The 4,877-nt window shown below is 41.1% G+C and carries 5 protein-coding genes; 3 read left to right on the top strand and 2 right to left on the bottom strand.

Features of this window, described 5'->3' with window-relative positions; genetic code table 11:
• Positions 1-34: 34 nt before the first annotated feature.
• Positions 35-625, bottom strand: coding sequence for a hypothetical protein (locus tag F6K53_RS35135; protein ID WP_293064734.1), 591 nt, complete (start codon positions 623-625; stop codon positions 35-37).
• Between the two features lie 309 nt (positions 626-934).
• On the bottom strand, positions 935-1,390 hold the full coding sequence (locus F6K53_RS35130; RefSeq protein ID WP_293064731.1) for a hypothetical protein: 456 nt from the start codon (positions 1,388-1,390) through the stop codon (positions 935-937).
• 521 nt (positions 1,391-1,911) lie between these two features.
• Here F6K53_RS35130 and F6K53_RS35125 point away from each other — a divergent pair.
• The 3 genes from F6K53_RS35125 (at position 1,912) to F6K53_RS35115 (ending at position 4,366) form a co-directional block, all read left to right on the top strand.
• Positions 1,912-2,058 (top strand): hypothetical protein, encoded by a 147-nt coding sequence (locus tag F6K53_RS35125; RefSeq protein WP_158517248.1) that lies wholly within the window; start codon positions 1,912-1,914, stop codon positions 2,056-2,058.
• Between the two features lie 283 nt (positions 2,059-2,341).
• Positions 2,342-2,551 carry a hypothetical protein gene (locus F6K53_RS35120; protein ID WP_293083901.1) on the top strand — a complete coding sequence of 70 codons (210 nt, stop codon included), beginning with the start codon at positions 2,342-2,344 and terminating at the stop codon, positions 2,549-2,551.
• A gap of 63 nt (positions 2,552-2,614) precedes the next feature.
• Positions 2,615-4,366, top strand: a complete 1,752-nt coding sequence (locus F6K53_RS35115) for an AarF/ABC1/UbiB kinase family protein (RefSeq protein ID WP_293044877.1) — start codon at positions 2,615-2,617, stop codon at positions 4,364-4,366.
• Positions 4,367-4,877 lie beyond the last annotated feature (511 nt).

Genomic DNA, 4,877 nt, shown 5'->3' with positions numbered 1-4,877 from the left:
CAATGATCCAATCTCCGCGTCCCCGTGTAAAATCTTATTTGTTTGACAATAAAAAACTTATCGTTCCGAAAATTTTATCTAAATCGGTAATAGTAATTCTCAACTTGCTTTTGGTGAATTCATCGGATACTAATTTTCCAAATTGCCATAATTCTCCATCCGTTACGATCCCATACACGGGAAGTTCCTCAGCTTTATTTAATTTTTGCACAGCAATCAACTCAGCTAGACATTGCCCCCATCCCTCACTAAAATCATTCTTTTTTGCTTCAACAACAATGACGATTGGAAAACCCAAGACGGTCTTACCTAATTCTGATTTTATTGAGAACAAGTAATCAGGCGTTCCATTTAGTTTAGCATCGTATGTTATGGACTTGTGGCTCCAAAGAGTATATTTATCAATAAAATCTTTATAAACTTCTCTTAAAATTGGATAAATAATATTTTCGCATCTTGATGATTCAGATGTGTATATATCCATGTTCTGTTCGCTGAATTCAAATTCCTTAACAAACAGATCGGAAGGTTTTAGATCTGTAATTTCAATAAAGTATTTTTCCAAATACTTGATATTATACTCTTCTTGAACTTGAGCAATAGTTTTATAATCACTAAAAGCCATTAATAACTCCTATTTTATTTTCAATCTAACAATCGAGTTTTGAAGCCCGCTAATTATGCCCACTTTACAAGCAATTGTACTAGATCCGATCGCTCCATAACTACACTCCTACAATAAAAACTACTAGCGTTCTGCATTTTACATTGAGAGGCGGCTGTTGTCTTAAGCAGTGCCTCAGAAGTACATACCAACCTCCCTTCGCTGCTGATAAACAGGCAGCTGCCTCTACCCAAGAGGATATCAACGATCAGCGATTGGCCGTAGGCCACGCCTACGGCCAATCGCACTACAAAAGAGCGATCGTGCTCATTATACTTTCAGAACCTTCAGTATTTCATCATTTGCCTGGTACTCATATTTATTTCTGATGAAATTTTCAGCCACTTTCATCCTTGTTAACGTTGATTCCCCGCTGGACAGTTTCTCTTCTTTTGGTACATACACTTTCCTTTGAAAGACGTTCGTAGCTATATAATTTGCCCATGGATCTACTATAATATCCACAGCTACTTTCCAATTACCATTTCCATGGGGCTTAATCTTTACATAAGTATGTCCCCACTTTTGATCTGTTACTATCTGTATCGTCTCACGGCTTATCTTGCCTTGATTTGCCAATATCAACGCTGCTTCTATTGCGTTAACATCACAATCACCATATCGTGCAATTCGACAACGGCTGAGATAATCTATTATATCACTATAATTTCCAGCATTTAGATCAATTTGCTTTGGTTGTATGTATTCTGCTTTTAATTTTTGCAAACGGATTAGTGGGGCATCCGTCTCTTGCCCAAATTTATTTTTTTATGGCTTGAGTAACCCCTGATATCCAGTTAACTTGGTACCGTTCTCGATCCACTCTGTTGTGTTCTTCTTAAATACCTCGGTTTTATTTTTCATGAACTCACCTCCACCTGTAGAACCAGTTACTGAAAGTTTCTAAAAATCACTAACTTGATTGGTGTTTTTTTTAAGTATTATATTGCAATATTCACCATTTTTATCTCCTTTACTTGTTTAAGAGCGTAGTTAACTGGATAATCTGCTTATTGAGTAGCTCGCCTGTAAACTGCTTCTGTAAATAAGACTATTTCCAAGAATAATTTCTGAATTTTTTGACTTAAAACCCTTTTTCTAGGCGTAGTGGGCCAGCAAGGTTAAAACAGTTCAATCTAAACTCTAACCGATCGCTTGTAAATTCTCAATAACCGCTGTGGGTTCAAACAAATGGGTATTGAGCTGGCCCCCTTGTCAAGAGTGCATAAATCTGGTTCAACAAAGATATGACTGAAAACCCCGTGCAAGTGAAAGATGACCAACTCACCGACCTTCATGAGGTCGAGAAGCTGCGTGTGCTTGTCGGGCAACAGGCTGAAATGATAGCAGCTCGGGAGTTGCAAAATAAAGAGAAGTCCCAAGCGCATCGGTGAATTGGAGGAAGAGTTACGAGGGAAAAAGAAGCTGAATAAAAAGCCCCAACTGAGTGCGAGTAAGCGTGGGCGTAGGCAAGCAGCAGGAGCAACAGCACGGAGACGGAAAACGTCCGCGCCTCAGCTAAAGGTCGTAAGAAAGCTCAGTTCGTGGTGGACAGTTCAGTCCTCCCTCATTTTCTCTATCTTCTGCATAAATATTAAAATCATACACCTAAAAGCCTCAGAACACGGGGTTTTGGCTTGGGGAATTCGATAAACGCGATCGCGCTATTTGTCAGGTTTGACTTGGCATAGTGCGATCGCTTTTAGCGGAAGCTTCGCTTCATCGCGAAGCGGAGGCCGAAGGCCACATCGCTTTTTTTACACCAGTGCTTCGCCCCATTTCCCGCCTTTAACGACACCCGACACCCTACCCCCTACTCCCGACACCCTACACCCTACACCCTACACCCTACTCCCTACTCCCTACTCCCGACTCCCTACCCCTTGACCAACCGCAAAGTTCAAGAGATAATTTTCTTGTAATTATTTAACAAATCTTAAAATACTAACCTTGCAGTACGAGCCAAGAACCATATCTGACTACTACCGCCAGCGTTCTCGGCTAGTCTGGGGACGCAGGATGGCTTTGGTAGGGGCATTGATTACCTTTAGCATCAGGCTAGGGTGGGATTTCGTCACTGGTAGCCTTGCCCAAAATCAACCTCAACGAGCCTGGGAATTTCGTGAAAAGCTGACTCAACTTGGTCCAACCTTCATTAAATTGGGACAAATCCTTTCCTGTCGTCCTGATATTGTTCCTCCTATTTATTTAGAGGAACTCACTAAATTACAAGACCAATTACCTCCTTTCTCTAATCACATTGCCTATCAGTTAATTGAAGAAGAATTAGGCGATAACTATAACAACATCTATGGCTCACTGAGCGACAAACCCGTAGCTGCTGCTTCCCTAGGACAAGTGTACAAAGGGACACTCAAAACTGGTGAAATTGTAGCAGTAAAAGTGCAACGCCCTGGTCTGGTGGAGTGTATTTCCCTAGATATCTATATCTTGCGGAAAATAGCAGCATGGGCCCAAGAATCAATCTCCTTTGTTCACAGCGACCTAGTAGCACTTATCGACGAACTAGCTATTCGCTTGTTTGAAGAAATGGACTATACCCAGGAAGGTCGCAATGCGGAACGATTTGCCCAACTTTACGGTGACATTAACAATATCGCTGTACCACGTATATATTGGCAATACTCGGGGCGGCGGGTGTTAACCATGGAGTGGATCACTGGGACTAAATTGACGGAACTAGAAACCATTAAAGCCCAGGGATTAGACCCGAATACCCTGATTGATGTGGGATTTCAGTGTTGCTTGCGGCAACTTTTAGAGGAAGGTTACTTCCATGCTGACCCTCACCCTGGCAATTTATTGGCTACCCCTGATGGTAAGTTGGCTTATCTTGACTTTGGCATGATGAGCTCGGTAGAACCGTCTTATCGGTATCGCTTACTGGAATCGGTTGTCCATATTGTTATTGGTGATTTTGAAGGTCTAGCACAAGACTATGTGAAGCTGGACTTTTTGCCACCGGAGACAGATGTGACCTCGCTGATTCCTGAACTAACTGATATTTTTGGCGGGGTGATGGAAGCTACTGTGTCAACATTCGGCTTTAATCGTATTATTCGGAAGCTATCCCCCTTGCTGTATAAATATCCATTTAAATTACCCACTTACTACCTCCTGATTTTCCGCAGTGCCGCTACTTTAGAAGGGATAGCGATTAAGCTCAATCCCAATTTTCAGCCCTTCAATGAAACTTATCCCTATGTTGCCCAACGGCTGTTGACGGATTCATCCCCCCAATTAAGGACTTGTTTACAGGAAATTGTGTATCAAGATGGTGGAATTCAATGGCATGTTTTGGAGGAGTTATTAGGTCAGGTGCGCACAAGTAGGAAGTTTGATATTAGTGCGCTCCTAAACCAGGGGTTAGAATTTCTCTACTCCGAGCAAGGGAGTATCTTGCGTAATGCTCTGGTTGAAGAGATGGTTACCAGTTTAGAGAATCTTTCATACAAGACTCTTGGGCAGATAACTGCATCGGTGGGCTTGGCGGTTAATGTAACTGGAAAATTAGAGTCTCCTAACCTGGAGCGGATGCAAAAGATTGGGGCTATGATTATTGAATCCTCTAGGTTTGACCTAGAATCGGTACCGAAGATGCTGGAACTTTTGTTAAAGCAGGAAACTCAACGTCTAGGTCAGCAAATTGCTTCCGAAATTGCCAAGCGGATGTTTCGGTAACAGAAAAGTTATTGTGCTGCGCCCAGGGAATAGGGAATAGGGAATGATGCGCGCTTGTCACATAGCGCTGCATCTCTTTGTAACTTTTTATTGGGTCATTTTTTATTGGTCAGTTGCTCTAGATTAGGATAATCAGGATAAGAAAATTGTAGTTAGTATTTACATATCAAGTGAGTTCGGTTGAGTTTTCGGTTGTTGCTGATGAAAGCTCAAATCCCTTAACTATTTATAATTTTTGATTGTCGCACGATTTGTAACCTCTATTAAGAAATTACTGGATTTATTAGAGCTGATTCGTAAACTCGCTGTAATCCTTGTAGGATAAAGCTTGCGCTAAAATAGAACAATTGAACTATTTAATAACCAAAAGACAATCATAGCAAGCAGGGTAAACGCATCTAAATTTGTATTAAAATTTACAGTGAAAAAATAAACAATAGTATCAAAAATCTAGAATTACCCTGTTGATTCTCAATAAGCGCAACTTATTCTCAATTATTGGCCGTGTTAT

It is taken from the genome of Moorena sp. SIO4A1 (assembly GCF_010672065.1).
Taxonomy (GTDB): domain Bacteria; phylum Cyanobacteriota; class Cyanobacteriia; order Cyanobacteriales; family Coleofasciculaceae; genus Moorena.
Note: the sequence above shows the minus strand (reverse complement) of the source record. Positions and strands in the feature narration are given on the sequence as shown.

Coding starts and splice junctions, on each gene's coding strand:
- F6K53_RS35125 (WP_158517248.1), top strand. CDS start 1,912: ATGACTGAAAACCCCGTGCAAGTGAAAGATGACCAACTCACCGACCTT.
- F6K53_RS35135 (WP_293064734.1), bottom strand. CDS start 625: ATGGCTTTTAGTGATTATAAAACTATTGCTCAAGTTCAAGAAGAGTAT.